Annotated in this window: 24 protein-coding genes; 12 read left to right on the top strand and 12 right to left on the bottom strand. The window is 63.4% G+C overall.

The features are described from left to right. Positions 1–13: 13 nt before the first annotated feature. Complete coding sequence (locus tag FJW08_RS15340; RefSeq protein ID WP_140811303.1) at positions 14–1,351, top strand: MATE family efflux transporter; 1,338 nt, start codon at positions 14–16, stop codon at positions 1,349–1,351. 86 nt (positions 1,352–1,437) lie between these two features. Further along, entirely contained in the window at positions 1,438–2,256 is an 819-nt protein-coding gene (locus FJW08_RS15335) for an isocitrate lyase/phosphoenolpyruvate mutase family protein (protein ID WP_181182933.1), read from the top strand. A 29-nt stretch (positions 2,257–2,285) separates the two neighbouring features. Here the strand turns inward: FJW08_RS15335 and FJW08_RS15330 are convergent, their stop codons facing one another. Then, entirely contained in the window at positions 2,286–3,362 is a 1,077-nt protein-coding gene (locus tag FJW08_RS15330; RefSeq protein ID WP_140811301.1) for a quinone-dependent dihydroorotate dehydrogenase, read from the bottom strand. After that, positions 3,362–3,709: a DUF952 domain-containing protein gene (locus tag FJW08_RS15325; RefSeq protein ID WP_140811299.1), complete on the bottom strand. Its 348-nt coding sequence runs from the start codon at positions 3,707–3,709 to the stop codon at positions 3,362–3,364. The genes FJW08_RS15330 and FJW08_RS15325 overlap by 1 nt, the downstream gene beginning before the upstream one ends. 107 nt (positions 3,710–3,816) lie before the next feature. Here FJW08_RS15325 and FJW08_RS15320 point away from each other — a divergent pair, with 107 nt between their 5' ends. Together FJW08_RS15320 and FJW08_RS15315 are read left to right on the top strand one after the other, a co-directional pair. After that, positions 3,817–4,248, top strand: a complete 432-nt coding sequence (locus tag FJW08_RS15320) for a hypothetical protein (protein ID WP_140811298.1) — start codon at positions 3,817–3,819, stop codon at positions 4,246–4,248. Between the two features lie 123 nt (positions 4,249–4,371). Further along, positions 4,372–5,031 carry a response regulator transcription factor gene (locus tag FJW08_RS15315; protein ID WP_140811297.1) on the top strand — a complete coding sequence of 220 codons (660 nt, stop codon included), beginning with the start codon at positions 4,372–4,374 and terminating at the stop codon, positions 5,029–5,031. A 66-nt stretch (positions 5,032–5,097) separates the two neighbouring features. On the opposite strand, the gene FJW08_RS15310 is transcribed toward FJW08_RS15315, so the two are convergent. Further along, a complete protein-coding gene (locus FJW08_RS15310; protein ID WP_140811296.1) occupies positions 5,098–8,607 on the bottom strand; it encodes a PAS domain-containing hybrid sensor histidine kinase/response regulator in 3,510 nt (1,169 codons plus the stop codon). A gap of 249 nt (positions 8,608–8,856) precedes the next feature. Here FJW08_RS15310 and mscL point away from each other — a divergent pair, with 249 nt between their 5' ends. Both mscL and FJW08_RS15300 read left to right on the top strand, forming a co-directional pair. Further along, positions 8,857–9,279 (top strand): large conductance mechanosensitive channel protein MscL, encoded by a 423-nt coding sequence (gene mscL / locus FJW08_RS15305; protein ID WP_140811295.1) that lies wholly within the window; start codon positions 8,857–8,859, stop codon positions 9,277–9,279. Positions 9,280–9,387: 108 nt separating this feature from the next. Beyond that, positions 9,388–10,554, top strand: a complete 1,167-nt coding sequence (locus FJW08_RS15300) for a pyridoxal phosphate-dependent aminotransferase (RefSeq protein ID WP_140811294.1) — start codon at positions 9,388–9,390, stop codon at positions 10,552–10,554. A 13-nt stretch (positions 10,555–10,567) separates the two neighbouring features. Here FJW08_RS15300 and hemA read toward each other — a convergent pair whose 3' ends face one another. Next, a complete protein-coding gene (hemA, locus tag FJW08_RS15295; RefSeq protein ID WP_140811292.1) occupies positions 10,568–11,845 on the bottom strand; it encodes a 5-aminolevulinate synthase in 1,278 nt (425 codons plus the stop codon). Positions 11,846–12,123: 278 nt separating this feature from the next. Here hemA and galE point away from each other — a divergent pair, with 278 nt between their 5' ends. The 3 genes from galE to FJW08_RS33365 all read left to right on the top strand — a co-directional run bounded on the left by galE (position 12,124) and on the right by FJW08_RS33365 (position 14,707). Continuing rightward, the gene (gene galE, locus FJW08_RS15290; RefSeq protein ID WP_140811291.1) at positions 12,124–13,119 is read left to right on the top strand and encodes a UDP-glucose 4-epimerase GalE; all 996 of its coding nucleotides are present in this window, start codon (positions 12,124–12,126) and stop codon (positions 13,117–13,119) included. Positions 13,120–13,239: 120 nt separating this feature from the next. After that, positions 13,240–14,490: a D-amino acid dehydrogenase gene (locus FJW08_RS15285; RefSeq protein ID WP_140811290.1), complete on the top strand. Its 1,251-nt coding sequence runs from the start codon at positions 13,240–13,242 to the stop codon at positions 14,488–14,490. Beyond that, on the top strand, positions 14,387–14,707 hold the full coding sequence (locus FJW08_RS33365) for an alanine racemase (RefSeq protein ID WP_348642672.1): 321 nt from the start codon (positions 14,387–14,389) through the stop codon (positions 14,705–14,707). Before FJW08_RS15285 ends, FJW08_RS33365 begins: the two co-directional genes overlap by 104 nt. On the opposite strand, the gene FJW08_RS33265 is transcribed toward FJW08_RS33365, so the two are convergent. Next, entirely contained in the window at positions 14,695–14,826 is a 132-nt protein-coding gene (locus FJW08_RS33265) for a hypothetical protein (protein ID WP_281408443.1), read from the bottom strand. The genes FJW08_RS33365 and FJW08_RS33265 overlap by 13 nt on opposite strands. A 113-nt stretch (positions 14,827–14,939) precedes the next feature. On the opposite strand from FJW08_RS33265, the gene FJW08_RS15280 reads away from it, so the two are divergent. Beyond that, the gene (locus tag FJW08_RS15280; RefSeq protein WP_246682356.1) at positions 14,940–15,743 is read left to right on the top strand and encodes an arginase family protein; all 804 of its coding nucleotides are present in this window, start codon (positions 14,940–14,942) and stop codon (positions 15,741–15,743) included. Here FJW08_RS15280 and FJW08_RS15275 read toward each other — a convergent pair whose 3' ends face one another. From FJW08_RS15275 to FJW08_RS15245, 7 genes are all read right to left on the bottom strand, one after another. Continuing rightward, on the bottom strand, positions 15,744–17,120 hold the full coding sequence (locus tag FJW08_RS15275) for an FGGY-family carbohydrate kinase (protein WP_140811289.1): 1,377 nt from the start codon (positions 17,118–17,120) through the stop codon (positions 15,744–15,746). Further along, a complete protein-coding gene (locus tag FJW08_RS15270) occupies positions 17,117–17,434 on the bottom strand; it encodes an L-rhamnose mutarotase (protein ID WP_140811288.1) in 318 nt (105 codons plus the stop codon). The genes FJW08_RS15275 and FJW08_RS15270 overlap by 4 nt, the downstream gene beginning before the upstream one ends. Then, positions 17,434–18,435, bottom strand: coding sequence for an ABC transporter permease (locus FJW08_RS15265; RefSeq protein WP_140811287.1), 1,002 nt, complete (start codon positions 18,433–18,435; stop codon positions 17,434–17,436). The genes FJW08_RS15270 and FJW08_RS15265 overlap by 1 nt, the downstream gene beginning before the upstream one ends. Next, the gene (locus tag FJW08_RS15260; protein WP_140811286.1) at positions 18,432–19,412 is read right to left on the bottom strand and encodes an ABC transporter permease; all 981 of its coding nucleotides are present in this window, start codon (positions 19,410–19,412) and stop codon (positions 18,432–18,434) included. Before FJW08_RS15260 ends, FJW08_RS15265 begins: the two co-directional genes overlap by 4 nt. Further along, positions 19,409–20,950 (bottom strand): sugar ABC transporter ATP-binding protein, encoded by a 1,542-nt coding sequence (locus FJW08_RS15255; protein ID WP_140811285.1) that lies wholly within the window; start codon positions 20,948–20,950, stop codon positions 19,409–19,411. Before FJW08_RS15255 ends, FJW08_RS15260 begins: the two co-directional genes overlap by 4 nt. An 83-nt stretch (positions 20,951–21,033) precedes the next feature. Next, a complete protein-coding gene (gene rhaS, locus FJW08_RS15250; protein WP_140758869.1) occupies positions 21,034–22,029 on the bottom strand; it encodes a rhamnose ABC transporter substrate-binding protein in 996 nt (331 codons plus the stop codon). A 54-nt stretch (positions 22,030–22,083) separates the two neighbouring features. Beyond that, a complete protein-coding gene (locus FJW08_RS15245; protein ID WP_140758870.1) occupies positions 22,084–22,887 on the bottom strand; it encodes a DeoR/GlpR family DNA-binding transcription regulator in 804 nt (267 codons plus the stop codon). 187 nt (positions 22,888–23,074) lie between these two features. Here FJW08_RS15245 and FJW08_RS15240 point away from each other — a divergent pair, with 187 nt between their 5' ends. Both FJW08_RS15240 and rhaI read left to right on the top strand, forming a co-directional pair. Next, positions 23,075–25,177, top strand: coding sequence for a bifunctional rhamnulose-1-phosphate aldolase/short-chain dehydrogenase (locus FJW08_RS15240; protein WP_140811284.1), 2,103 nt, complete (start codon positions 23,075–23,077; stop codon positions 25,175–25,177). A gap of 92 nt (positions 25,178–25,269) precedes the next feature. Beyond that, entirely contained in the window at positions 25,270–26,562 is a 1,293-nt protein-coding gene (rhaI, locus tag FJW08_RS15235) for an L-rhamnose catabolism isomerase (protein WP_140811283.1), read from the top strand. Positions 26,563–26,661 lie beyond the last annotated feature (99 nt).

Raw genomic sequence — 26,661 nt, 5'->3', positions numbered from 1 at the left:
AAGGCAGCAATCTTTGGACAAGGGTGCCATCGCAATCGACGCCAGAGCCTTTTCCGTCACCAACCGCTCGGTGCTTGCCATCGCCGTGCCGATGACGCTCGCCTATCTGACGACGCCGCTGCTTGGCCTCGTCGATACGGCTGTTGTCGGCCAGTTCGGTGATGCCGCCTTGCTTGGCGGCCTGGCAGCCGGCGCATTGGCTTTCGATGTCGTCTTCACCAGCTTCAATTTCCTGCGTTCGGGCACCACCGGCCTCGTCGCCCAGGCTTTCGGGCGTGGTGACGCTCTCGAGGAACAGGCGGTGTTCTGGCGCGCCGTTCTGATCGCGGTCGTTGCCGGCGCCATGCTGGCAGCGCTTTCGCCGCTCATCGCCGTTGGCGGCCAGTGGTTCATGGATGCCGGGCCACGCGTCAGCGAGGCGATGGGCGTTTATGTCAGGATCAGGCTGCTCGCCGCCCCGTTCTCGCTGATCAACTACGCCATCCTTGGCTATGTCCTGGGGCGTGGCGAGGGCGGGCTCGGGCTTGTCCTGCAACTGGTGCTCAACGGCATCAACATCGCGCTCTGCTTCCTGCTCGGCCTTGAACTTGGCTGGGGCGTTTCCGGTGTCGCCTGGGCGACCGTCACCGGCGAATTCCTCGCCATGCTGCTTGGTCTCGCGATCGTGGTGCGCCGGTTCCGATCCAGCCCGCCCTTGCCTCGCCACCGCCTGCTCGACATGGGCGCCTTCCTGCGCATGCTGTCGCTCAACCGCGACATCATGATCCGCTCGTTCTCGCTGCTTGCCGCCTTCGCGCTGTTCACCCGCCAAGGCGCACAGTTCGGAACGGTGACGCTCGCCGCCAATGCGGTGCTGATGAATTTCTTCCTCGTCGCCGGTTATTTCCTCGACGGTTTCGCCACGGCCGCCGAACAGCTCGCCGGCCGCGCCATCGGCGCTCGTGCGGCGCAACCGTTCCGGCAGGCGGTCCGCCTGACCCTGTTCTGGGGCTTCGGCTTGGCCGGTGGCGCGACATTGGTGCTGTTGCTGGCCGGCGCTAATCTGGTCGCTGTCGTCACGACGTCGCAGGATGTCCGCGCAGTAGCCGATGCCTACCTGCCTTGGGCAGCGTTCACCGCGCTGAGCGGCGTGCTTGCCTTCCAGATGGATGGTGTCTTCATCGGCGCGACATGGTCGCGCGACATGCGCAACATGATGCTCTTGTCGTTCCTCGTCTTTGCCGCCGCGCTGATCACGCTGGCGCCCGCCTTCGGCAATCACGGCCTGTGGGCCGCGCTGCACGTTTTCCTGCTGGTGCGGGGACTGAGTTTGCTGACGATTCTGCGGGTCAGGGTGCGAACGGCATTTTGATTTGAGCAATGGGGTTGGCATACACCGGTGGCAGTTTGTACCATCTGTGTCCAACTGCATAACTAGTCGTCCAATTCGAGGATATTGTGATTTCCCGGTCCGAGAAGGTTGAGCAATTTCGTATCCTTCACAAATCGGGCTGTTTCCTGGTTCCTAATCCCTGGGACGTAGCCGGCGCCCAGATGATGGTAGGTCTGGGCTTTGGCGCGCTGGCGACAACCTCGTCAGGCTATGCCTTTTCGAGAGGGAAGAGGGATGGGGCAAGGGAGGTAAGCCGCGACGAAAGTTTGGCATATGCCGCCGAGATAGCGACGGCGAGCCATGTCCCGGTCACCGCCGATTTTGAGGATTGCTATGAAGACACCCCGGGCGGGATCGCCGAGACTGTTCGGCTCGCGGCCGAGGCAGGATTGGCGGGACTCTCGATCGAAGACAGGCGGCCGGATCCCGACCAGCCGATCCGCGAATTTGACGATGCGGTTGCACGTGTTGCCGCTGCGGCGAAAGCTGCGCGAAGGTACGACATTGTACTTACTGCTCGCGCCGATGGAATCGGCAAGGGAGTTTATGATGTTGAAGAAGCAGTTCGGCGCCTCAGGGCGTTCGAGGCACTTGGTGCTGAGGTTCTGTACGTGCCCGGCGTGCCGGATCTGGTATCCCTCGAGAGGATATGCCGGTCAGTCAGTTCTCCGGTGAATCATGTCCTCGGGCAAGGCGTGTCCGGGCTGACGTTCGACCAGATTTCCAAGGCCGGTGTGCGGCGGATAAGCCTTGGCGGCTCGCTTGCGCGCGCGGCAGGCGGCGCACTTTTGGGGATTTGCCAGGAGATCGCCAGGGGAGACTTTACTGCTTTGGAGACTGCTCCAAGCTGGAACCGTCTTCGCAGTCCTGATTCCGCCACGTAAGTTGGCACGGAATCCCCTGTTGAGCTACCTCAGAGTGCCCTAACGGCCCAATAATCGAGGCGGCTGTCACGGAGGTCACCGATCGACTTCAGCTCGTACTTGTCCGCGAGGCGCGCCATTCCTGAAATTATGCGGCCCGGCAGCGCCGGCCCGGCATAGATCATGCCGGTGTAGAGCTGGACGAGATCGGCGCCCGCGCACATTTTCTCCAGCGCCGTCTCCGCTGAATCGACGCCGCCGACGCCGATGATGGCCATTTCCGGCCCGAGCAGCTTGCGCATCTTGGCCAGCACGATGGTCGAGCGCTCGAACAGCGGCTTTCCCGAAAGCCCGCCCGTCTCCCGCGCGACGTCACCGCTACGCAGCGCCGGGCGGGAAATGGTGGTGTTGGAAACGATGATGCCATCGATCCGTTTTTCCATGACTTCGGCGGCGATATCCTCCAGCTCGGCCTCGACCAGATCCGGGGCGATCTTGAGAAAGATCGGCGGCTGCGCGGTTGCCGCGGCACGCGCGGCCATGACGCGCGACAGGAGCTCACCAAGCTGTTCGCGCGCCTGCAGGGTGCGCAGGCCCGGCGTGTTGGGTGAGGAAATGTTGACGGTGAGATAGCTGGCGTGGGGCGCGAAGCGGGCGACGCCGCGCTCATAGTCGCTGACGCGGTCGGTGCTGTCCTTGTTGGCGCCGATGTTGACGCCGACGATACCGCCGCGCCCCTTGCGCGCCGCAAGGCGTCTTTCAGCGGCGGCATGGCCTTCATTGTTGAAGCCCAGCCGGTTGATGACGGCTTCATCCGATGTCAGCCGAAAGATGCGCGGCTTCGGGTTGCCGGATTGCGGCAGGGGCGTGATGGTGCCGACCTCGGCAAAGCCGAAACCGAGGCCAAGCAGCGCATCGGGGACTTCGGCGTTCTTGTCGTAGCCAGCCGCCATGCCAAGCGGATTGGGGAAATCGAGACCGCAAAGGCTGACCTTCAGCCTTGTATCGTGTACCGTCCGCGCGCCGACCGGCAGGCCACAGCGCAGTGCCGCGATCGACAGGCCGTGCGCGGTTTCCGGATCGAAGGTGAACAGCAGCTTCTGGCCGATCCGGTCGAGCACGCTCATTACCCCTCCAGGGCCGGGAACTGGTGAGTGCCGTCGGCACCGAGCGGCAGCGGCTTGACCCACAGCACCGACTTCAGGTCGAGCACGCCGTAGAGATGCGGAAACAGCGCGCCGCCGCGCGAGACTTCGTATTTCAGCGCATCGCCCAGGCCGGTTCCGTCGATGGCGACCAGCAGAAGGTCGGTCTGGCCGGAAAAATGCTTGGCCGCGGTTTCCTCGACCTGCTCTGCCGTCGAAAAATGGATGAAGCCGTCGGCGACGTCGATTGGCGCGCCGGTAAAGCGGCCATTGGCTTCGGCGTCGCGCCAAGGCGCTTGCGGAGTTATCTTGTAGATAATCTGTGACATGGTTGCGCTATAATCCGAACCAGTCGCGCGGGGAAGGCCACGCCAAGGGTCTTCCCCATTTCCGGCGCAAACATGCGATATTTCAGGCTTTGGCCATGGAGGACAACATGCGTCTGCAGCACATCTTGATCCCCGCCGCGCTCGTTTCACTGGTCGCGGCCTCAGCTTATTCGGAAGAAGCCGACCGCTACCGGCTGGAAAAGTCTGATAACGGCTATGTCCGCATGGATACGCAGACCGGCGCGATGTCGATCTGCGAGGAGCATTCGGGCCAGCTCGTCTGCAAGATGGCCGCCGATGAACGCGCCGCCTACCAGGACGAGGTCGATCGCTTGCAGACCTCGATGAAGGCGATGGACGAGCGTGTCACCAGGCTGGAGAATTCGCTCTCCGCCCGCCTCGAATCGAACCTGCCGAGCGAGGAGGATTTCAACAAGACGATGAGCTACATGGAGCGCTTCCTGAGGAGTTTCATGGGCATCGTCAAGGATATGGACAAGGACAGCGGCGGCGCCCAGCCCAACTCGCAGAAGACCTGAGCGCTAGTGACGAGGGAAAACGCGGCGCGCTGGCTTTGCCGCTTGAAAACAGCGCGCGGCCCCTCATAATCGTCCGACTGATCCCGCAAAAAGCAGTAAATCGGGGATTCGGGGAGGGACATCTTGCCGTCAGGCTATACTTTCGTCATCGCCGACGACCACCCGCTGTTTCGCGGCGCCCTGCGCGAGGCGCTTGCCGGCATCGGCAATGTCACCGCCATCCACGAGGCGGGCGATTTCGAAAGCGCCAAGGCGCTGGTCGTGGCCAATGAAGATGTCGATCTCGTGCTGCTGGACCTGTCGATGCCTGGCGCCAGCGGCCTCTCCGGCCTGATCTCGTTGCGCGGCATCCATCCGGCGGTGCCGCTGATCGTGGTGTCGGCGCATGACGACCCGGCGACCATCCGGCGCGCTCTCGATCTCGGCGCCTCCGGTTTCATCTCGAAGTCGGCCAGCATGGAAGAAATCCGCGGCGCCGTGCAGTCGGTGCTTGCCGGCGATATCGCGGCACCTGTCGGCGTCGATCTCGGCGTCGAACGCGATCCCGAAATATCGGACCTGATCAAACGGCTGCAGGCGTTGACCCCGCAGCAGACCCGCGTGCTCGGCATGCTGGCCGAGGGCCTGCTCAACAAGCAGATCGCTTATGAGCTCGGCGTCTCCGAAGCCACGATCAAGGCACATGTCTCGGCCATATTGCAGAAGCTCGGCGTCGACAGCCGCACCCAGGCGGTGATCCTGCTGTCCAAGATCGGCAGCGACCCGCTGCAGCCGGCGGGCTGATGGCCAGGCGCCTGGTGCTCGCGACTTTTCTCGCTGAGACAGGTGATGGGCCTGGGCGCTTCGACGTCACTCCGCCGCCCGCACCATCGGCCTGAACCTGGCCATCATCGAACGCAGGACCGCCGGCTTCAGCGGCTTGTTGATCATCGGGATGTCGAGCCCTGCCGCCGCTGCTCGCACCTCGTTGGAGCGGTCGGCCGTGACCAGCACGGCCGGCAGGTCGTCACCGTGGGTCGCGCGCAGCCTGATGATAATGTCGAGACCGGTTTCGCGGTCGAGATGGTAGTCGGCAAGCACGATGTCCGGACGGTGGATCGCGGCCCTGTCCAGATCCCCCGAGCCGGTCGCCGTGGCGACATTGCAGCCCCAGCCTTCGAGCAGCAGCCGCATGCCATCGAGGATGCGGATGTCGTTGTCGATGCACAGCACATGCAGCCCCGACAACGAAGCCGCCGCGCGGGCCGGCGCCCTGGTCTCGACCTCGTGTCGCGGCTCCTGCGCGGCCGCCACCGGCAGGATGACGGAAAAGCGCGTGCCCTTGCCCGGATTGGAGAAGATGCGGATTTCGAGCCTGAGCACTCGGGCGATGCGGTCGACAATGGAGAGGCCGAGGCCAAGACCTTCGGCTTCGCGCGCGCCTTCGTCGAGCCGGGTGAACTCATGGAAGACGGTGTTCAGCTTGTCGCCGGCAATGCCGATGCCGGTGTCGATGACCTGGATCTCCGCCAAGTCGCCACGCCGCCGCACACCGACAAGGATGCGGCCCCGGCGGGTGTATTTGATGGCGTTGGAAACAAGGTTCTGGATCAGGCGACGCAGCAAGTTGCGATCCGTCGTCACCGTCAGCGACGACGGCATGATCGTCAGGCCAAGCTTCTTCTCCGCGGCCAGTGGCCGAAAATCATTGCCGATCTGGCGCAGCAGGCCATCAAGGCTGAAGGCGGTGTCATCAGGCTTCATCGCGCCGGCATCGAGGCGCGAAATGTCGAGCACGGCGCCCAGAATGGTCTCCACCGATTCCAGCGAGGATTCGATGTTGATGGCCGCCTTGCCGGCCGGCCCCTTGCCGGCCTTCTCGATCAGCGAGGAGCAATAGAGCCGGGCGGCATTCAAGGGTTGCAGGATGTCGTGACCGGCGGCGGCAAGGAAGCGTGTCTTGCCGAGATTGGCCTCCTCGGCGAGCATCTGTGCCTGCGCCAACTCCTCGTTGACCCGGGTCAATTCCTCGTTGACCCTAGTCAGTTCGATGGTGCGGGTCTTGACGCGCTGCTCCAGCGATTCATTGGCGCGCTTCAACGCCAGGTCCTGCTCGACGCGGCCGGAGATGTCAGCATAGGTGGCGACGATGCCGCCGTCGGGCATCGGGTTGGAGCGCAGTTCCAGGATGCGGCCGCTGGTCTTCAGTTCCATCTGCCAGGGGCTGACGAAGCTGGTCAGCCGGTTGAGCATCGTCACGCGCTGGTCGCCAGGAATGTCGCCGCGCTCGGCGAGATGGCGAAGAATCTGGTCGAGCGAAACGCCGACCTGGCCCATCTCGTCGGGCAGGTCGAACAGCGCCCGGTACTGGCGGTTCCAGCAGATCAGCCGGAAGTCGCGGTCGAAGACGGTGATGCCTTGCTCCATTTGGTCGAGCGCGATCTGCAGCAGGTCGCGGTTGTGCTGCAGCGCTTCCGTGGCGTCGTCGAGCAAGCGGAAGGCGTCGCGGGATTCGCGGTCGTGGCGTCTGAACAGCAGCGACAGGATCAGCCGCGCCGAGGAGGAGCCGACGGCGCTGGCCAAAAGCTGCTCGGAAAAGCGGATGACGTCCATGCTGGCCTGTTCGTTGCCATGCAGCGAGGTGCCGTTGCTCTTCTCGAAGGATTGAAAGGACCGCTCGGTGCGTTCGACACCGAGATAGCGTGCGATCGTATCCTTGAGGTCGTTGACGGTGATGGCGGTGCGGAAACGGCGCAGGCTCGGCATCGGGCCGGCTTCGCGCGGCACGAAGATCGATGCCTGAATGCGCTCCAGCGGCACCGACGCGCGCGACAGCGATCCGAAGACGAAGAACAGCGCGTTGACCGACAGGCTCCACAGCACGCCATGGTTCAGCGGTTCGGCGACGGTGCCGAACAGGGCCTGCGGCCGCAACGCCTCGAAGCCGAACAACCCGTGCACGATGATGCCGGTATTGGGCGCGACGAGCGACGGCACCAGCAGCGTGTAGCCCCAGACCAGGATGCCGGCGACCATGCCGAGCGCCGCGCCCCGGCCGTTGGCGCCGCGCCAGATCAATCCGCCGATTAGGGCCGGCGCGAACTGCGCGATCGCCGCGAAGGACATCAGGCCGATCGAGGACAGCCGGGCGCTGTTGGTGCTCTCGCGATAGTAGAGAAAGGCAATGAACAGAAGGATGAAGATCGACGCCCGCCGTACATTGAGGATGAGCGTCGACCAATCCTCGTTCTCGGAGGTGGTCGTGCGCAACAGCCGGCGCACGAACAACGGGATGACCAGGTCGTTCGAGATCATGATCGACAGCGCCACGCTCTCGACGATGACCATTGCGGTTGCCGCCGACAGGCCGCCGATGAAGGCGGCCATGGCCAGGAAATCGTGGCCGCTGAACAGCGGCAGCGACAGCACATAAAGGTCGCTGCTCGTCCTTGTGCCGACCAGCGTCAGGCCGGCAAAGGCGATCGGCAGCACGAACAGGTTGATCGCCACGAGGTAGAGCGGGAACACCCAAGTCGCCGTGCGCAGTTCGGCCTCGCTGCGGTTCTCGACGATGGTGACGTAGAACTGCCGCGGCAAAAGGATGATGGCGAAGCCGCTGAGACACGTCAGCACCAGCCAGGTGGCGAGCGACGTCGAATAGCCCATTGCCTGCCGCACCTGGCCATTCTCGGCCAGCCGGTCGAACATGTCGCCCGGCCCGCCGAAGATCAGGAAGGTGACCATCAGGCCGATGGCCAGGAAGGCGGCGAGCTTGACCACGGTCTCGACCGCGACCGCCAGCACCAGCCCGTCCTGGTGCTCGGTGGCGTCGGCATGGCGCGTGCCGAACAGGACCGCAAACAGCGCAAGCAGCATGGCGACGACCAGCGAGATGTCGCTGACGAAGGGATCGAACGAGGGCGGCGAGCCCGTATAGTGCTCGACCATCAGGCTGACCGAGCCGGAGATCGCCTTCAATTGCAGCGCGATATAGGGCACGGCGCCGATCGTGGCGATCAGCGTGGCGATCGCGGCCACGGTGAAACTCTTGCCGTAACGCGCGCCGAGGAAGTCGGCGACCGAGGTGATCTTCTCGGTCTTGGCCAGCCGCACGATGCGGTTGAGCAGCGGAAAGCCGAACACAAACACCAGCACCGGACCTGTATAGATGCCGAGGAATTCGAGGCCGCGTTCCGAGGAAAGGCCGACCGAGCCGAAGAAGGTCCAGGACGTGCAGTAAATGGCAAGACTGAGCGCATAGATGAAAGGCCGTGCCCGGCCGGGCCCCGAAATCGCCGAGCGGCGGTCGCCCAGGCTGGCGATGGCGAACAGCAGCGTCACATAGGCGATAGCAATGATGACGATGAACAAGCCCTGCACGCCGGCAAGATCCTCCCTGTGCCGATTTTAACCTGGCCGGGTCAGACGCAATCACAGCTTGGCGCCCGAGTCCATCACGGCTTTGGGCGCATGCGGGCGATGATTTCCGGCGGCTGCCCGAGGTAAGGAGAAAGCGGTTGTTTTCTTCTTTTAGCCGATGCTGCAACCCAAGGTTTTTGTTATGGTGTCGCCGGGTCGGTGCCGCAGGAATGGGACGGCTGCGCGGCCCGCCATGATAAGGAGGGTCGAATGCTGAAAGAATTCCAGGAATTCATTTCCAAAGGCAATGTGATGGACTTGGCCGTCGGCGTCATCATCGGCGCTGCCTTCGGCAAGATTGTCGATTCGCTGGTCAACGACATCATCATGCCGATCGTCGGAGCCATCTTCGGCGGGTTGGACTTCAACAATTACTTCTTTGGGCTTTCCTCGGCCGTCAACGCCACCTCATTGGCGGACGCTAAAAAGCAAGGCGCCGTTTTTGCCTATGGCAGCTTCATCACCGTGGTGCTGAACTTTCTCATCCTCGCCTTCATCATCTTCCTCATGGTCAAGGCCGTGAACAATATGCGCAGGCGCGTGGAAAAGGAAAAGCCCGCCACAGCGACAGCTCCTCCGCCGGCCGATGTACAGCTTTTGACCGAAATCCGCGATCTGCTGGCCAGGCGATAGACGGATAGGGTTCTTCTGGACCAAAACCCCGGTCGTTCGCGGCCGGGGTTTTCTGTTTTCGTATCTGGTAAGCAGCGCTTACGAACGCCCGAGACAACGGACCCACCGATGACCCTGATCCAGACCCTGCGCCCCGAGGCCCTGGCCGCACCTGAAAGCGGTATCGTCGCCGTCGTCAACTACGGCAGGCTGCGCGAAGGCCTGATCCCGCTCTGGGCCGGCGAGGGCGACCTGCCGACGCCGTCCTTCATCGCCGATGCCGCGTCGAAGGCGCTGGCCGGCGGCGAGACGTTCTACACCTGGCAGAGGGGCCTCCCTGATCTCAGGCAGGCGCTTGCCCGCTACTATTCCAGGCATTTCGCCAAGACCTTCCCCGAGGAGCAATTCATCGTCACCGGCTCAGGCATGCATGCCATCCAGCTGGCACTCGATGCGCTTGCGAGGGCCGGCGACGAAGTGATCTACCTGTCACCTGCTTGGCCGAATTTCGACGCCGCCGCCGCGATAGCGGGTGCCGTGCCGGTGCCCGTCACGCTCGACCATTCCGGAAATGGCTGGTCCTGCGACGTCGAGAAGATAGCGGCGGCGGTCACGCCGCGCACGAAGGCGCTGTTCATCAACACTCCGTCCAATCCGACCGGCTGGACCGCCGACCACGAGACCTTGCGGGCGATCCTCGATCTCGCGCGTGCGAAGAACCTTTGGATCATCGCCGACGAGATCTATTCGCTGTTCCACTATGGTCATGGCCGCGCGCCATCCTTCCTCGACATCGCGGAGGCGGAAGACCGTATCCTGTTCGTCAACAGTTTTTCCAAGAACTGGGCGATGACCGGCTGGCGCGTCGGCTGGATCAAGACGCATCCAAGCCTGCAGCAGGTGTTCGAGAACCTGATCCAGTATTCGAACTCGGGCGTCGCCCAGTTCATGCAGCGCGGCGCGGTCGCGGCGCTCGACGAAGGCGATGGCTTCGTCGCCGAACAGGTGGAGCGAGCGAGGAAGGCCCGTGACCTGGTCTGCGGCATTCTCGGCGAAACCGGCAAGGCGCGCTTCACCGTGCCGCAAGGCGCCTTTTATCTGTTCTTCACCGTCGACGGCATCACGGATTCGCGCAGCGCTGCCTTCGACATTGTCGACAAGGCCAATGTCGGCCTGGCGCCCGGGACCGCCTTTGGCCCCGGTGGCGAGGCGTTCCTGCGGCTGTGCTTCCACCGCCGCCTCGACCAGCTCGAGGAAGCGGCAAGCCGGCTGGCAAGGTGGATAAAGACTGTTTGAGCAGGTGGCGGACTTAACCGCCCGACTTGGGCACCAAGAGCGGGATGATGCGGTCGCTCTTGGCCACTGAAGGCCGTCCCGCCGAACCGTAGGGAATGCCCAGCGCGTCCCAGGTCTCGACCAGCGCGTCCTGCAACTCGGCGATCAACGCGTCCGAATGGAACGGCGTCGGCGTGATGCGCAGCCGCTCGGTGCCGCGCGGCACCGTCGGGTAGTTGATCGGCTGGATATAGATGCCGTGCACGCCGAGCAGGCGGTCGCTGGCCATCTTGCAAAGTTCCGGATCGCCGACCAGCACCGGCACGATATGGGTGGCGGACTCCATCACCGGCAGGCCGGCGGCGGAAAGAATCTGCTTGGTTCGGCTCGCCTGCTGCTGCTGGGCGTCGCGCTCGGCCTGCGAGCGCTTGAGATGCCGGATCGACGTTGTGGCCGCGGCGGCGATCGCCGGCGGCAACGCGGTGGTGAAGATGAAGCCGGGCGCATAGGAGCGCACCGCGTCGATGACGGCGCTGGTGCCGGTGATGTAGCCGCCGAGCGTGCCGAAGGCCTTGGCCAGCGTGCCTTCGATGATGTCGATACGGTCGGCCAGGCCCTCGCGTTCGGTGATGCCACCGCCGCGCGGACCGTACATGCCCACCGCATGGACCTCGTCGATATAGGTCATGGCATTGTAGCGCTCGGCGAGTTCGACGATCTCCTTGATCGGCGCGATGTCGCCATCCATCGAATAGACGCTTTCGAAGACGATCAGCTTGGCGCGTTCGCGTCCGGCCGTCTGCAACAGGCTTTCCAGATGCGCGACGTCGTTGTGGCGGAAGATCTTCTTCTCGGCGCCCGAGCGCCTGACACCTTCGATCATCGAGGCATGGTTCAGCTCGTCCGAGATGATCAGGCAGTTGGGCAAGAGCCGCGCGATGGTCGAGATCGAGGCTTCGTTGGAGACGAAGCCGGAGGTGAAGACCAGGGCGGCTTCCTTGCCGTGCAGGTCGGCAAGCTCATGCTCGAGCTCGACCAGCGGGTTGGACGTGCCCGAGATGTTGCGGGTGCCGCCGGCGCCAGAACCCATCTTGCCTGCCGCGTTCTGGAACGCGGCGATGACATCGGGATGCTGGCCCATGCCGAGATAGTCGTTGGAACACCAGACGGTGATTTCCTCGGCGCGGCCATTGGCACGCCAGATGGCGCGCGGAAATTTGCCCGCGATGCGCTCGAGGTCGGCGAAGACGCGGTAGCGACGCTCTGCATGCAGCTGGTCGATCGCCTCCTCGAAGAAACGCTGGTAATTCATGTCGGCTTCCCAATTTTGCGCGGGATCATAATCATTGCCCTATTGGTCGTCCACCGGGCCGATTTGGTCAAAATGCCACGCCTCGGACCTGTTCCTAACGACGGCGGATCGTGGCCTATTCCCAATCCTGGCACACTCTTTGGTTCACTTTTGTTTCAGCACGATGCCACATCAAGTGAACGCTGGTTACCTTGGGTTTTAATGGGCAGACGGCAGACTTTCCAGTAAGGCGGTTGTTGAGACAGTTTCCGATAAATCTTGGGTAAGCGAGGATTTGGATGACGGTTTTGGTGACAGGCGGCGCCGGCTATGTCGGCAGCCATATGGTCTGGGAATTGCTGGATGCGGGCGAAAGCGTGGTCGTTCTCGACCGGCTTTCGACCGGCTTCGAATGGGCGGTGGCGCCGGAGGCAAGGCTGATCGTCGGCGACGTCGCCGACAAGGAATTGGTGAGCTCGGTCATCAGGGAGAACAAGGTCGACGCGATCATCCATTTCGCCGGTTCCATCGTCGTCCCGGAATCGGTCGCCGACCCGCTCGCCTACTACGAGAACAACACCTCGAAGACACGCACGCTGATCGAAACCGCGGTGCGCGAAGGCGTGCCGAATTTCATCTTCTCCTCGACAGCCGCCGTCTATGGCGGCGCCGGACTGGAACCGGTGCGCGAGGATGCCCGCCTGGCGCCGGAATCGCCTTATGGCCTGTCCAAGCTGATGAGCGAATGGATGCTGCGCGACGCGGCAATGGCCCATGACCTGCGCTACACGGCGCTGCGCTATTTCAACGTCGCCGGCGCCGACCCGAAGGGGCGCACCGGCCAGTCGACGCCGGGCGCCACCCATCTGATCAAGGTCGCCTGCGAAACCGCGCTCGGCAAGCGCCCGTTCATGCAGGTCTTCGGCACCGACTATCCGACGCCCGACGGCACCTGCATGCGCGACTATATCCATGTCAGCGATCTGGCCGCCGCGCATCGTCTGGCGCTGCAACGGCTGCGCGCCGGCGGCGCCAGCCTCGTCGCCAATTGCGGCTACAGCCACGGCTATTCGGTGCTCGAGGTCATCGACAGCGTGCGGCGCGCCTTTGGCCATGATTTCGAGGTCAGGATGGGGGACCGGCGTCCCGGCGATGCCGCGGCGGTGGTTGCCAATTCCGATCTCGCCCGGTCGGAACTCGGCTGGACCCCGCAGCGTGACGATCTCGACCAGATCGTCAACGATGCGCTGGCCTGGGAGCGCATCCTGACCAGCAAGAACTCCGCGCGGAGCTGAGGCGCTTTCCCCAGGGGCTTACAAGTTCCCAGGGGCTCGCAAGGCGCGCGGCGAAGCGCTATGGAAGCATTCGCGACACGGCGTGGAGGCGCGGTGCCGCGAAGAGCTTTGGGGGATGGCATGAAGATAACGGTGCTTGGAGCCGGCGTCGTCGGTACGGCGGCGGCCTATTACCTGGCCGCCGACGGTCACGAAGTCACGGTGATCGAGCGTCATCCGGCGCCGGCGCGGGGCACCAGCCAGTCGAATGCCGGGCTGGTGTCTCCCGGCGACGCCACCGCGTGGGCCTCGCCGGCGGCACTTAGGACGTTCCTGCGCGGGCTCTACAACCATGATCTCGGCATCAAGGTGCGGCTGCGCTTCGATCCCTACTTCCTCGCCTGGAGCCTGCGCTTCCTGCGCCAGTGCACGGTGGCCCGCCTGCGTGCCAACAGCCAGGTCAAGCTGCGCCTCGCGCTCTATTCGCGCGACTGCGTCAACGCCATTTCAGCCGATGCCGGCATCCACTACGACGAGCGCAAGAAGGGCATCCTCTACTTCTTCCGCTCGCAGCACAGTCTCGACACCGGCACCGACAATTACCGCTATCTGGCCGAGCATGGCCTGCCGATCGAGATCGTCGGCCGCGACCGGCTGGTCGAGCTTGAACCAGGTCTTGCCGGCGTGAAGGAAAAGATCGCCGGTGGCGTCTACTCGCCGATCGACCAGACCGGCGATTCCCGGCAGTTCGTGGAAAAGCTCGCTGCTTATGCCGCCGAAAAGCTTGGCGTGAGGTTTCGCTACGGCACCACGGTCGAGGGCCTCGATATCGAGGGCGACCGGATCCGCGCGGTGATGACGTCGGCCGGACCGGTCACCGGCGACGCCGTCGTCATATCGATGGGTCCCCAAAGCGGTCTGCTCGGCCGGCGCTACGGCATCGACCTGCCAGTCTATCCGGTGAAGGGCTATACGGCGACGATTCCGCTGGAGGATGAGAGCAAGGGCCCGACCATGGGCGGCGCCGACGAGGATCAGCTGATGGCCTATTCGCGCCTCGGCAATCGATTGCGGTTGGCTTCGACCGCCGAATTCACCGGCTTCGACCGTACCCACAAGCCCAGCGACTTCGCCACCATGTTCAGGACCGGCAAGGACCTGTTCCCCGGCGCCTTCGATGAGAAAAAAGCCGAGCTGTGGGCAGGTTTGCGGCCAATGATGCCGAACTCGGTGCCGGTCATCGGCCAGGCGAAATACCGCAACCTCTACCTCGACACCGGCCACGGCCATGTCGGCTGGACCATGGCCTGCGGCTCGGGAAAATTCCTCGCCGACCTCGTCGCCGGCCGCAAGCCGGAGATCGACCCGCAGGGCCTGGTCTACAGGGGATAAGAGGTCGGGACCGCAAGTCGCCATCGACCTTGGCCACATCGAGCGCAACGCTCGCACCGTCGTTGACCGCTGCGCACTTTCGGGCATCAAGGTGTTCGGCGTCACCAAGGGCACTTGCGGCATGCCGCAGGTGGCGCGCGCCATGCTGCGCGGCGGCGTCGCCGGGATCGCCGAATCGCGCTTCGAGAACATCCGCCGTCTACGTCACGGCCGATAGGCACCTCCGGCTACGACGCCTTCGGCAACCAGCCTGTCTTTCCCGACGAAGGCGACAGGCTGCGCGCCATCGCCAATATCGGCCGCGAGGGCGTGCTGGTCGTTGGCGCCGATCGCCAAGGGGATACGGGTCCCGGGGGGCGTCGAGCGACCATCTGCTGCTCGATGTCCAGGACGCCGATCCGCCGCTCGCCGTTGGCGATCGCGTCGCCTTCCGCATGAGCTATGGCGCCATGCTTTTGGCAATGACCTCGGAATATGTGGAAAAAGCACCGACGCACGATGTCGCGGATTTCTCCGGCCGCAAGATGGTGTCGATCTCGGCCGAAGCGGAAGCGGCTCGCATCCTCGCGCGCGAAGCAACCGGTGCCCGGCTGGAGGCAATGAATTTCGACGTCGTCGAACTGGCCGACATCGACCGGCCGCCCTCGGGCCTGATCCGGCTTGCCGCGGGCGCCGATCGACGCATTGCGCACAAGGCGCTGACGGCGACGGCCCGTGCGACGCATTCCTTCGGCCTGATCTGGATCGATTCCATCGCCGCGCTGATGCCGGAGGAAGAGGACGGCATCGACCTGCCGGAAGTGTCGGTGCTGGCGCGCGCGCTTGGCCTCGACCACAAGGCCGGCGCGCTGCATCCGCAGCTGTCGCCGGAAAACGTCGTCATCATCGGACTGCGCCATGCCGACCCGGCCGAAGTGCGGGTGCTGAAGGATTCGCGCGTCTCGGCCTTCACCATGACCGACATCGACGCCATGGGCATGCGCGACCTGATGCATGAGGCGATCCGCATCGCCACCTCGGGCACGCAAGGCTTTCACGTCAGCTACTCGGCTGATGTGACCGAATTCGCCGGCTGGGCGGCTGGTTCCGGCGGCCTCACCGTGCGCGAGACGCATCAGGCGATGGAGGCGATCGCGCTTTCCGGCGGATTGCTGTCGATGAGCGTTTCGGGGCTGACTGCCGAGTTGGAGCCCAGGATCGGCACCGACGCGGTCAACTTCGTCATGTCGGCCTTCGGCAAGCGGATCCTCTGATCAGCCAATAGCCTTGACCGCGGCTCGCCATGCGCGCGCATACTCCGCCAAGGCCGGATCGGCCGGCGGCTCTTGTGTCTGGCCCTTGCCATGCACGGCCCGCTGATCCGACGCCAACAGGGCGGCCCCGATGCTGGTGCCGGTAGCGGCTTCCGATGCGATGACCGGGCGGCCGCTGCTCGCGGCAAGCATCCGCGTGAACAACCGGTTGCGCGCGAAAGGTCCCTCGACGGTCGTCGGGCCATCGCCGCCGATCAGGTCGAGGCAGGTGGCGGTCATCAGCGCCAGGTAGAAGGAGATGGCGGCAAAGCGCTGGCCGGGAGGGATCGCCTCGCCCTTGCGCCATGCGGCGGTGTGATGCGGAAATGGCCCCGAGCCGTGCTGGATCGAAGGCAAAAGCAATGTCTTGCGCGCCAGCACCGCAGTGACGTCGCTATCGTTCCAGTTCTGCGCCGAGCCTTCGGTTAGTAGCGAGAATTCGCGGCCGCCCATGAACCGCGCCGAGGGCACGGGGTTGCCGAGTGCATTGACATTGACGAGCGTATCCCTTGCCGGATCGAGTGCGACCGCCTTGCCGCCGACCGCCATCGACACCACCCAGGTGCCGGTCGAGACCACCGAGAAGGGCGGCGCGTCGGACAGGAGATGCGGCAGTAGGGAGGCATTGGAATCATGCAGGCCGCAAAGGACCGGCGTTTGTGGGTCGAGGCCGGTGCGCTGCGCAAGCTCGGGCAGGATCGGGCCAAGACGATCCCTGGCCGGCCGCACGGGCGCCATCAGGTCGCGCCAGCCCATGCGGTCGACAAGCGCCGAAAAATCCGCCGTCCATGGGTTCCACAAATCGGTGTGGCAGCCGAGCGAGGTGACCTCGTTGGCGGCGACACCAGTCAGGCGCAGCGCCCAGTATTGCGGGTACATCAGCATCGCGGCGGCCCTGGCGAACTCCGTCGGGAAGCTTTGCTGCTGCCAGAAGAATTGCGCCCCGAGATTGAGGCCGAGCGGCAGGCGCGGCGTGCCGGTCTCGGCGAAGGGCGGGCGGATCGCGTCATAGCCTTCCGCAAGCTCGTCGGGCCCGTCGAATTCATAGTCGAGAACAGGCAGCACGAGTTCGCCGGAGTCATCTACCAGCACGCCTGTCGCGCCATGGGTGGTGATCGAAATCGCGTCGATGCGCTGTTCGCGGTTGAGGACGGCAAGGCTGTCGAGGATGAACGCCCACAGCGCTTCGACATCGTGATGCGGGTAGGGCGCCTGTCGCACCGGTGCGTTCGCCATGCGGCGCAGCGCCACCTCGCTCAATGTGGCGAGATCGACCAGCGCCACCTTGGCGTTGGTCTTGCCGATATCGATGACGGCGATGTGGCGGATCGCGCTCATTCCATATGGAACATTATTTCCAGAGGCACCGCCACCGGCTCGTTATCAGGCCTGGTCTCCATGATGTCGGCCATTTCAGCCCACCAGCGCTGCATCACCGGATGCTTCGGCAGATCGGCCATGCCGTGACCATTGCGCCGCCACAGCACGCTGAACAGGATGTTGGTCTCCTCGTCGAGATGGATCGAATAGTCGGACACACCGGCCTGTCTCAGCAATGCGACCAGCGCCGGCCAGATCTCGTCGTGGCGCTTTTTGTACTCGGACTTCATGCCGGGCTTGAGCATCATCTTGAATGCGTATTTCTCGGGCATCAGGCCAGGCGTCCCCCGCGCAACCGCCGCCAGATGATCGGCAGCGCGATGACGATGATCAGGAGCAGGCCGATGAAGATCGACATGACGATGCCGGGCACGTTGAGCAGGCCGAGGCCGAAGGTCACCAGTCCCATGATGAAGGCGGCGAGCACGACGCCCAGAATGCTGCCGGCGCCACCCAGGATGCTGACGCCGCCGAGCACCACCATGGTGATGACTTCGAGTTCATAGCCCTGCGCGATCGACGGCCGCGTTGAGCCGAGCCGCGAGGTGATCAGCACCGAGGCGATGCCCGACATCAGGCCGGTCAGGCAAAACAGGATGAATTTTATGCGGCCGACTCGCACGCCGGAAAACTGTGCCGCGACCGGGTTGTTGCCGATGGCGAAGACGCGGCGGCCGAAACTCGTACGATGCAGCACTGACCAATAGACGACAGCCGCGATGAGGAAGAGCACCAGTTCGAACGACACCACCCACCAGACGTAACCCTGGCCGAAGAAGGCGAAACTTTCGGGATAGCCCTTGTAAGCTTGGTCGCCGAGAATGATGAAGGCGATGCCGCGAAACAGGCTCATCGTGCCTATGGTGACGACGATCGACGGCAAGCCGAGCCGCGTGACCAGCAGCCCGTTGAAGGCGCCGCAGCCGAGGCCGACGACGATGCCGATCAGGACAAGCACTGGCGTGCCGGCGCCGGCCTGCACCGCCATGCCCATCATGGTCGATGCCAGCGCGATGATGGCGGCCACCGACAGATCGATCTCGCCGGAGATGATCAGCAATGCCATTGCAAAGGCGATCAGACCCTTCTCGGTGAAGTTGAAGGTGAGATCGGACAGCGAATACGGATCGAGGAAATAGGGCGAGGCAAAACTGTTGATGGCAAAGATCGCGATGGCCACCACGACCAGCAGCGCTTCCCAGGAAAAGATCGCCGAAGAGAGCGGCTTGTCGAGTCGGTCGGGAATGTGGCGCGGGGCAGGGACGTCGGTCATGTCACCGCTTCCACTTTCTTGAGGATGATGCGGCCCTGCTGGCGTTCGCCGCGCGCGTTGAGCACGACGGCCAGGATGATGGCACTGCCCGAAATCGCCATCTGCCAGAAGGGCGAGATGTTGATGACCGGCAACGCGTTGGAGATGATGCCGAGGAACAGCGCACCGAGCACGGCACCCCCGACCGAACCGATGCCGCCGGCGATCGAGATGCCGCCGATGACGCAGGCGGCGATGATGTTGAGCTCATAGCCGTTGGCGACCTCGACCGACGCGATGACGTACCGCGAAATCCAGAGATAACCGCAGAGGCCACCGATCATGCCGGAGATGCAGAAGACGATGAATTTCGTGCGGCCGACATCGATGCCGGTATAGACAGATGCCGTCGGATTGACGCCGATGGCATAGATCGAGCGGCCGAGCGGCGTGCGTGTCATCAGCACGAAGAACAGCGCGATGACCAGGATGGCGATCCAGGACAAAACTGGAATGCCGAGGAAAGCCGCGCGCTGGAAGCCGATGAAATCCGGGCTCATCTTGTCGGCATTGACCCAGGCGCCGCCGGACAGGACGAAAGTGGCGCCGCGATAGATGGTCAGCGTGCCCAGCGTCACCACGATCGAGGGGATATTCAGCCGCCACACCAGCAGGCCGTTGATGGCCCCGAGCACCAGCCCGACCGCCAGCGCGATGACGATCAGCAGCGGGATCGGGATCGCCGGATGCGCGGCGTTCAGCATCGCCACCACCATGCCGGTGAAGCAAAGATTGGACGCCATCGACAGGTCGATGGAGCGTGTCAGGATGACGACCATCTGGCCGAGTGCCAGGATCATCAGGATCGAGGTGTCGTTGAACACCTGGCGCAGGTTGCCAGCATCGGCAAAGGCGGGAAAGCGCGTCGAGATCAGCCCGATCAGCACGACGATGGCCGCGAGCAGCCAGATTTCGCGGTATTTCAGGAAAGCCTTCATGCCGCGATCCCCGCTGCTGTCCTGACCAGCGTCTCGGCGTCCAGTCCCTTGTTATCGTAGATTGCCGCGACGAGACCTTCGCGCATGACGACGACGCGGTCGGACATACCGAGAATTTCGGGCAGTTCCGACGACACCATGATCACCGACAGGCCCTGTGCGACGAGCTCCGCCATGAAGCCGTGCACGGCGGCCTTGGAGCCGATGTCGATGCCTTTGGTCGGCTCGTCCAGGATGATCACCTTGGGTGTCGTCGCCAGCCATTTGGCGATAACCACCTTCTGCTGGTTTCCCCCTGAAAGCGTGCCGACATCCTGGCTGAGCGAGGAAGCCCTGAGGTCAAGCCTCTCTGTAAAGGAACGGGCCAGCGAAAATTCCTCCGCCAGCCGAAGCATGCCGGATTTGGAGGTGCGGGCGAGCGATGGGAGAGAAACATTCTGGAAGATCGGCAGGCCGATCACCACCCCTTGCTTGCCGCGTTCCTCCGGCACGTAGACGATGCCGGCCTCGATTGCTTCAGCCGCCGATTTTGGCGCGATCGCCTTGCCTTCCAGCGTGATCGTGCCGCCGCTAGTGCGGGTGATGCCTGAAATCGCCTGCATGACCTCGCTGCGACCGGCGCCGACCAGGCCGTAGAAGCCGAGGATTTCGCCCTTGTGCAGTTCGAAACCGATGTCGTTGAACTCGGTCGGATGCGACAGGCCGGAAACGGAAAGCACCGGCGCGCCGATCTCGGCCTTGCGTTGCGGAAAGATGTGGTCAACCGAACGGCCGACCATCATGCGAACGATCTGGCTCTGGCCGGCATCCCTGATCAGGCCTTCGCCGACCATCTCGCCGTCGCGGAACACGGTATAGCGGTCGGCAATGCGATAGATCTCGTCGAACTTGTGGCTGATGAACAGGATCGCCTTGCCCTGCTCCTTGAGGAATTCGATCAAGAGGAAAAGCTCTTCGATCTCCTTCATCGAAAGCGCGGCCGTCGGCTCGTCCATGATGACGATCTGAGAGTCGATCGACATGGCGCGCGCGACGGCGACCAGATGCTTGTTGGCGATGCCGAGGTCCCTGAGCCGCGCATCGGCGTCGATATGGCCGGCATGCATGGTGTCGAGCACTTCGCGCGCATTCTTGCGCATCGTGCGCCAATCGATGGTGCCGAAGCGCGTGCGCGGCGCATGGCCGAGGAAGATGTTTTCGGCGACGCTGAGATCGTCGAACAGCACGGTCTCCTGATGGATGGCGGTGACGCCAATTCCGAAGGCCGCATGCGCGCTGGGCAGCGTAACGGCCTGGCCGTCAATGCTGATGGTACCTGCGTCGGGCTGGTAGATGCCGGTCATGATCTTGACCAGCGTCGACTTGCCGGCGCCGTTCTCGCCGATCAGCGCGGTTACCTGGCCTGGATAGAGCGACAAGTTGACATTGTGCAGCGCCCGCACGCCGGGAAAGCTCTTGGAGATGCCGGACAGCGTCAGGCGTGGAGCAGAAGCTGGAGGCCGCTCCTTCGTCTCGCTGTGTTGGGCCGTCGTGTCCATATCGTATCAAGCCCTGAAACTAGGTCCGTTTGAAGTCGCGGCGGGACCAAAGCCCCGCCGCGTCTGCTTGAAAGGCTCAGAGATCAATAGATCTTGGAGAACTTCTCGATGTTGCTCTTGTCGAACTTGAAGGGCGGAGCCATTGCGGCCGAATTGGTGTCGTCGAGCGTCACCTTGCCGACGCGGCCGATCGACAGCGTGGCGCCCGGCTTGGCTTCTTCCTTCTTCACCGCCAGGTCATGGGCGAGGTAGACGGCGGAGTAGCCGAGGTCGATCGGGTTCCACAGCGCAACCGCCTGGCTGGCGCCGTTGTCGATGAACTTCTTGAACTCCGACGGCAGCGCGAGTCCCGTGACGTTGACCTTGCCGATCAGGTTCTCGTCGGTGACGACCTGCGCGGCGGCGACGACGCCGACGGTGGTCGGCGCGATGATCGCCTTCAGGTTCGGATAGGACTTGAGCAGGCCCTTGGCTTCGTCCGTGCTCTTGGCCGAGTCGTCATCGCCATAGACCGTGGCGACCAGCTTGATCTTGGGGAACTTCTCCGGCAGCACCTTCTTGGCCGCTTCGATCCAGGAATTCTGGTTGGTCGCGGTCGAGGAGGCCGACAGGATGGCGACGTCGCCGCCTTCCGGCAGATAGTCGGCGGCAAGCTTGATGATGGTCTCGCCGATCAGGCCGGTATCGGACGGGTTGAGGTGAAGCTGGCGGCCTTCCTTGGCGACGCCCGAATCCCAGGAGATGACGGTGATGCCGCGCTCCATGGCCTTCTTCAGCACCGGCACCAGCGCGTCGGCGTCATTGGCGGAAATCGCGATGGCGTTGACCTTCTGCGCGATCAGCGAATTGACCACTTCGATCTGCGCCTCGGCGGTCGCCTTGGTCGGGCCGGTGTAGATGATATCGACATCGCCGAGTTCCTTGGCTGCCTCTTCGGCACCCTTGTTGGCGGCATCGAAGAAGCCGTTGCCGAGCGACTTCACCACCAGCGCGATCTTGACGTTTTCCGCGTAGGCGGCATTCACGAACATGGCGGCCGAGAAGGCCGCCGTGACCATCAATTTCTTCAAGAAGCTCATCGAATTTCCTCCCTTGAGCGTTGCATTCCATCGCCGCTGCGGCGTGAGTTCGTCTCAGGCCTGCAGTGAAGATTCTTCCCTTGTCGACTTGCGGGCGACGATCAGCGTCACCCCCGCGGTTTCCAGCATCTTGGCTTCGCGGTCCTCGATGCCGTCGTCGGTGATGACGGTGGCGATGCGCGAAAGACCGCACAGGATCAGGCTGGAGCGTTTGCGGAATTTCGAGGAATCGACCAGCACCACCAGTTCGTCGGCCTGGTCGATCAGCTTCTGCTCCGCCTGGATCAGCAGCGGATCGCCCTCCATCAGGCCGAGCGGCCCCAACCCCTGCGCGCCCATGAACATGCGGCGCGCATAGAAATTGCGCGTCACGTCATTGTCGAAGGGCGACAGGATGATGTTCTGCTCGCGGTAGATCGTGCCGCCCGACAGCATCACCGTGTTCTTGGAGTGCTTGAGCAGATGCTCGGCGATCGGGAACGAGTTGGTGAAGATCGGCATGCGGCGGCCGGTCAGGAAATGCACCATCTGGAAGGTGGTGGTGCCGCCATTGATGATGATCGGCTCGCCGTCCTTGCATAATTCCACGGCTTCGCGTGCGATGGCTCGCTTCTGCGCGGCGTTGAGCGTTTCGTTGACGGAGAAGGGGCGGCCCGCCAGCCCGATGAACTGCGGCGGCGAGATCGCCTCGGCGCCGCCGCGCACCCGGCGCAGGCGCTTCTGGACATGGAGAGCCGCGATGTCGCGCCGGATCGTCGCTTCGGACGACTCCGTCAGATCGACCATCTCCTGCACCGTCACCACAGGTTTTTCCTGGACGGCGGACAGAATGATCCTGTGGCGCTCTTTTTCGTGCATGGTTCCTCCCTGCCTCGGCATCTAGGCACTCAAAACGAGCAGTGTCAATCATTTCCGATCATATAATTTCATTGTGCACTGCAATATGATTGATATTGATCGTTTGTGATTGACAAGCTCGCCTCTTGCGTAGACATTCCCGGGCGAAAAAGGGGCGCATCGTCCGCGCTCCAAGGGAGGATTACCTATGCTCGACAAGCGCTCCGGCTCGCGCCTCGCCAATCTGTGGGATGATGCGAAGGCGAAGGGGATGAGCGAGCCCGAGCTTCTGGTCTATCGCTCGAACACGCTCGGCTCCGACAAGCGCGTCACCAACTATGGCGGCGGCAACACATCCTCGAAGATATGGCAGAAGGATCCCCTCACCGGCGAGAATGTCGAGGTGCTATGGGTCAAGGGCTCGGGCGGCGACAGCGCCTCGATCAAACTGGACGGCTTCGCCACCCTCTACATGGACAAGCTGCGGGCGCTGAAGGGGCTTTATCGCGGCGTCAAGCACGAGGACGAGATGGTGGGCTATCTGCCTCACTGCACCTTCAACCTCAATCCACGCGCGGCCTCGATCGACACGCCGCTGCACGCCTACGTGCCGAAGCCCTTCGTCGACCACATGCATCCCGATGCCATAATCGCCATCGCCGCGGCGAAGGATTCCAGGGCGCTGACCAATGAAATCTTCGGCGATGCCATAGGCTGGCTGCCGTGGAAACGGCCGGGCTTCGAACTCGGCCTGTGGCTGGAGAAATTCTGCCTCGAACACCCCACCGCCAAGGGCGTCATCCTCGAAAGCCACGGCCTGTTCACCTGGGGGGACACGCCAAAGGAGTGCTACGAGACGACGATTTCGGTGATCAACCAGGCGATCGAATGGTTCGAGCGCCGCTCCGAAGGCGTGGCGATCTTCGGAGGCGAGGTGGTGAAGTCGCTCGACGCCGCCGATCGCCGTGCCATTGCGGCCAAGCTGATGCCGAAAATCCGCGGCCTGATCTCGGAAAAGAGCCACAAGCTCGGCCATTTCGACGATTCTTCCGCCGTCCTCGAATTCGTCAACTCCAGGGATCTGCGCCCGCTGGCCGCACTCGGCACATCGTGCCCGGACCACTTCCTGCGCACCAAGATCCGCCCGCTGGTCATCGAATTCGATCCGGCAAAGCCTGATGTCGATGCCGTCATAGCGCGCCTCGCAGACGACATTGCCGAATATCGTGTCGGCTACCAGGCCTATTACGACAGCTGCAAGCATGCGGATTCGCCGGCCATCCGCGACCCCAACGCGGTAGTCTATCTGATGCCCGGCGTCGGCATGTTCACCTTCGCCGGCGACAAGGCGACGGCGCGCATCTCGGGCGAGTTCTACGTCAACGCCATCAACGTCATGCGCGGCGCCTCGACCGTCTCGTCCTATGTCGGCCTGCCCGCGCAGGAAGCCTTCGACATCGAATACTGGCTGCTCGAGGATTTGAAGCTGCAGCGCATGCCGAAGCCGAAGTCTCTCGCCGGCCAGATCGCGCTGGTCACCGGCGGCGCCGGCGGCATCGGCCGGGCCACGGCCAACCGCCTGCTGCGCGAAGGCGCCTGCGTGGTGCTGGCCGATATCGACGAGGCGGCGCTCGCCGGCGCCAATGAGGAACTGGCCAAGGCCTATGGCAAGGATTTCGTCCGGGCGGCTCTCATCAACGTCACCTCTGAAGATCAGGTCGTCGCCGGCTTCGCCGAGACGGCAGTCGAGTTCGGCGGCATTGACATTCTGGTCTCCAATGCTGGCCTTGCCTCCTCGGCGCCGATCGAGGAGACGACGCTGGCGCTGTGGAACAAGAACATGGACATCCTGTCGACCGGCTATTTCCTGGTCTCGCGCGAAGCGTTCCGGCTTTTCCGGGTGCAGAAGATCGGCGGCAACGTCGTCTTCGTCGCCTCCAAGAACGGCCTTGCCGCGTCACCCAATGCCGCTGCCTACTGCACGGCCAAGGCGGCCGAGATTCATCTGGCCCGCTGTCTCGCGCTGGAAGGCGCGGAAGCGCAGATCAGGGTGAATGTCGTCAACCCGGATGCCGTGTTGCGCGGCTCGAAGATCTGGACCGGCGAGTGGAAGGAACAACGCGCCGCCGCCTACAAGATGTCGACCGACGATCTGGAAGAGCATTACCGCTCACGCTCGATGCTGAAGCGCTCGGTCTTCCCGGAAGACATCGCCGAGGCGATCTATTTCCTGGCCTCCGACATGTCGGCCAAGTCGACCGGCAACATCATCAATGTCGACGCCGGCAACGCACAGAGCTTTACACGCTAAGGACCCTTCCTTCTCCCCGTTTCACGGGGAGAAGGTGCCCGAAGGGCGGATGAGGGGCGGCGCCAGCCGAACGAGTATTGGGAGGAACAGCAGTGTCCGAAACCATCATTTCCGCCGACATCGTCGATAAGAACAATGCCGCGCGCAAGGCCGACCTCGAGCGCGACTATGCCTCGCTCGGCGAGCGGCTGGACCGGCGCGGCATCGCCATCGATGCCATCAGGGACAAGGTCGAGAAATTCGCTGTCGCGATTCCCTCCTGGGGCGTCGGCACCGGTGGCACGCGCTTTGCCCGCTTCCCCCGTGCCGGCGAGCCGCGTGACATCTTCGACAAGATCGAGGATTGCGCCGTCATCAGCCAACTGACGCAGGCGACACCGACCGTCTCCCTGCACATCCCCTGGGACAAGGCCGATCCGAACCGGCTGAAGCAAGCGGCCTCCCGCTTCGGCCTCGGTTTCGATGCCATGAATTCCAACACCTTCTCGGACGCGAAGGACCAGAAGCTCTCCTACAAGTTCGGCTCGCTGTCGCATGCCGATGCCGGTACGCGTCGCCAGGCAATCGAGCACAATCTCGAATGCATCGAGATCGGCAAGACGCTGGGCTCCAAAGCGCTGACGGTGTGGATCGGTGACGGCTCGAATTTCCCTGGCCAGGTCAATTTCGCCAAGGCGTTCGAGCGCTATCTCGATGCCATGCGGCAAGTCTATGCCGGCCTACCCGCCGACTGGAAGCTGTTCACCGAACACAAGATGTACGAGCCCGCCTTCTATTCCACCGTCGTGCAGGACTGGGGCACCAACTACATCATCGCCAAGGAATTGGGCGACAAGGCGTTCTGCCTCGTCGACCTCGGCCACCACGCACCCAACGTCAACATCGAGATGATCGTGTCGCGGCTGATCCAGTTCAAGAAACTCGGCGGCTTCCATTTCAACGATTCCAAATATGGCGATGATGACCTCGACGCCGGTTCGATCGACCCCTACCGGCTGTTCCTGGTCTTCAACGAACTGGTCGATGCCGAGCTTTCCGGCGCCGAGGGTTTCGACCCGGCGCACATGCTCGACCAAAGCCACAACGTCACCGACCCGATCGAAAGCCTGATGTTGTCGGCGGTCGAAGTGCAGCGCGCCTATGCGCAGGCGCTGCTGGTCGACCGCAAGGCGCTCGAAGGTTTTCAGGACGGCAATGACGCGCTGATGGCGACGCAGACGCTGAAGGCAGCTTACCGCACCGACGTCGAGCCGATCCTGGCCATGGCGCGGCTGAAAACCGGCGGCGCCATCGATCCTGTCGCCGCCTACCGGTCAGCGGGCTACCGCGCCAAGGTCGCGGCGGAACGCCCGGCGGTCGCCGGCGGCTCCGGCGGGATTGTGTGAAGGCGGATTCGACTGCGGATGTTCCCCTCACGACGTGCTTCGTGGGAGCCTATTTTTGTGAATGGACTCGGTCTCTCCGAGAGGGTTTTCTAGGTGTCC

It is taken from the genome of Mesorhizobium sp. B3-2-1, assembly GCF_006439515.1.
Lineage (GTDB): Bacteria > Pseudomonadota > Alphaproteobacteria > Rhizobiales > Rhizobiaceae > Mesorhizobium.
This window is presented reverse-complemented; position numbering and strand designations above follow the sequence as displayed.